The sequence below is a fragment of the Moorena sp. genome, from assembly GCF_982860115.1.
This window is the reverse complement of sequence record NZ_CEYLVT010000415.1, coordinates 1-3028: the sequence shown is the minus strand read 5'-3', so window position 1 is coordinate 3028 and position 3028 is coordinate 1. Positions and strand designations below refer to the sequence as shown.

The 3028-nt window shown below is 41.5% G+C and carries 3 protein-coding genes; all 3 read left to right on the top strand.

Features of this window, described 5'->3' with window-relative positions; all coding sequences use genetic code 11:
- Nucleotides 1-227 precede the first annotated feature (227 nt).
- The 3 genes from AC4II3_RS32225 (at nucleotide 228) to AC4II3_RS32215 (ending at nucleotide 3016) form a co-directional block, all read left to right on the top strand.
- Complete coding sequence (locus tag AC4II3_RS32225; protein ID WP_488017058.1) at nucleotides 228-1367, top strand: Na/Pi symporter; 1140 nt, start codon at nucleotides 228-230, stop codon at nucleotides 1365-1367.
- A gap of 446 nt (nucleotides 1368-1813) precedes the next feature.
- Entirely contained in the window at nucleotides 1814-1972 is a 159-nt protein-coding gene (locus AC4II3_RS32220) for a hypothetical protein (protein ID WP_488017056.1), read from the top strand.
- A gap of 186 nt (nucleotides 1973-2158) precedes the next feature.
- The gene (locus tag AC4II3_RS32215; RefSeq protein WP_488017054.1) at nucleotides 2159-3016 is read left to right on the top strand and encodes a cupin domain-containing protein; all 858 of its coding nucleotides are present in this window, start codon (nucleotides 2159-2161) and stop codon (nucleotides 3014-3016) included.
- Nucleotides 3017-3028: the final 12 nt, after the last annotated feature.

The window sequence follows — 3028 nt, the reverse complement described above, 5'->3', positions numbered from 1 at the left end:
GAATCGGGAATCGGGAATCGGGAATCGGGAATCGGGAATCGGGAATCGGGAAAAATCCAAAAATCCTGTGTACATCATACTGAGAGCTTGCACCAGTACAAAAAAATATCCAAGCTTTTTAGTACTGTTCCCTGTTCCCTATTCCCTGTTCCCTGTTCCCTGTTCCCTGTTCCCTTTTACTATCAATCCTATGTTCACAACCCAAAGACAAACACTGTAGTAAAGTAATGGAAAGCGTTCAGAACTCAGAAAGGGTTGTTGTTACCTTCTACAAATGGGTAGGTATTCTGGTTTTGGTTTACCTACTGATTGTGGCAGTAGGGATAATTGGTACAGGCTTTAGGTCAGCTACTGGGGAGCAAGCTAAGGAATTGTTCGAGTTTGCTACTAATCCCTTTGCTGCCTTAATTGTTGGTATCCTAGCAACTGCTTTAATCCAATCTTCAAGTACAGTAACCTCGATTATTGTGGGTCTAGTAGCTGGTGGTTTGCCAGTGGCAACGGCTGTTCCTATGGTTATGGGCGCTAACATTGGCACCACCATCACTAATACACTGGTTAGTTTAGGACATATTCAAAATAAGGACGAATTTAAACAAGCTTTTGCTGCTGCAAACATCCACGACTTCTTCAATCTGATTAGTGTCGTGATATTCCTACCTTTGGAAATTACCACTCACTTCCTGGAAAAGATTAGTCTGTTTTTAACAAGCCTGGTTGTGGGAGAAAATTCGATTAATTTAAACAACGTTAACCTGATTAAATTCGCCACGGATCCAGTCACTGATAGGATTAACACTGTCAGTAATAGTTTACCAGAACCATTTAATGGTATTGCCCTGATAGTCTTGGGTATCAGTCTTATTTTCCTATCTATCTTTTTCATTGGTAAACTGCTCAAAACCTTAATGGTAGGACGAGCGAATCAGATGTTGCACACCGCTATCGGTAACGGTCCCATGGCTGGGATTGCTTCTGGGACACTAGTCACGGTAATCGTGCAATCTTCTTCCACTACCACCAGCCTGATCGTTCCCCTAGCTGGTACAGGTTTATTGAGCTTACAAGAAATTTATCCGTTTACCCTAGGGGCAAATATCGGAACCTGTATCACTGCGTTACTTGCCGCTACCGGAATCACGGAAAACCCAATCCCTGCTTTAGAAATAGCTACAGTTCATCTACTTTACAACACCCTCGCCGTTGTGATCATCTACAGCATTCCTGTTTTGAGACAAATGCCAATCCTGGGTGCAGAAACCTTAGCTGCTGTTGCTACTGAGCGGAAGTATTTAGCTTTTGTCTATATTGGAAGCGTTTTCTTCGTTATTCCTGTACTACTTCTGAGTCTATCGACGTTGCTGTAAGCATTCAGCTATCAGCTATCAGCTATCAGCTTATGCGCTATCCGCACGCTATGCGAACAGCCTTTATGTAAAGCATTAGGCTGTTCGCATAGCGTGAGCCTTTGGCTGACGGCTGACAGCTGACGGCTGACAGCTGACGGCTGACAGCTGACGAGTGCTGATTCTCTATAGTCCACTGAACTATAGAGAGTTAATTAATAATAATTATTGCTAAGCAAATCATATCAAGCCTTACTATAGCAAGCTTTATCTTCTTGAAGCCTAATTCTTACCTTATAGGTTTAGGATAGCTCTAGGAAAATTTATTGAAATTTAATATCAACTATTGACTGCCGCGCTCCCTTTAAGTTAAAGTCTATGAAATATACCCGATCACTGATCCTTTCGAGGCATAGCCGAAAGGTTAAGCAGCAAAAGGGTGAATCTACACTAGTTGGAGACAAAGTATGTTAGAGCAAATCAAAGGATTAACTGCTGAAAAGCGCGCTGTTAGCAAAATTCAAGTCGAAATCAAGGAAATCGTTCCGAATAATCCCCGTAAGACTACTGAATCTTGCCTAAATACTGACGCTGACGGTGGTGATCTTAGAAGCGAGGAATCCTGAGACTATCTGAGCTTCTTAGGTAGCTATTGCTTATGAGCCTAGAATTGTTAGCAATAATTTAGTTGCTAATAGTTTTGGCTAAATCCGAGCTTGTATCAGAAATTAGAGAAATCTTCTCAATTATATTTCTGGTGCAAGCTAGTTCCTTAGTATAATTTTTTTGTTGCTAATATTTCTCAAATAGTTATGTCAGTGCTCGCAAAAATCCTCAAGCCATACAGTGAGCAGAAATTCCTAGAATACCATTGGACGAGTAAAGCAGTATTTATCCCAAGTGAGGACGAAAGGAAGTTTGCTGATCTATTTTCTTGGCAAAAACTCACCAATCTCCTGAATTTCCATCAATTCAAGTATCCGGAGCTGCGCTTAGCCTTAGATGGCAAAGTTTTGGAGGAAAAGGAAAACGCTAATCTAATCAAGTGGTGCCAGTCAGGAGCAACTCTAATCATCGACAAGGTACATAAACTAGTACCCGAAATTACTAACTTTACCTCAGAAGTTAGACAAGATTTAGGCTATAGTGCTCAAGTCAATTCCTATTGTTCATGGCCCAGTAAACAGGGATTTTCCTGTCACTACGATACTCACGATGTCTTTATCTTGCAAATAGACGGAAACAAGGAATGGTACGTATTTAGCGATACTCTAAAATACCCGTTGACTGAGCAAAAATCAGCCTCTGAAACACCTCCGGAAGGAGAGCCTTACTTGAAGTGTATCCTTACCCCTGGTGATGTGTTGTATATACCCCGTGGACATTGGCACTATGCTGTTGCTCTAGATCAACCGTCACTACATTTAACCCTAGGGATTCATTGCCAGACTGGTGTGGATTTTTTAGACTGGTTGGTTAGTGAGTTACGGCAGAATGAAGCCTGGCGTAAAAATTTGCCACTGCGGTTCGATGCTGCTCCATTAGATCAGTCGATTGATAACTTAATCGAAAATTTCAAAGAATACCTTAGTAACAGTGATATCCAGGAACAATATAACTGTTATCTTGCTGGGGGGGCGACGAAACAGCCTGAAATGCTTGGTATGTAAAGTTTGTAGGAT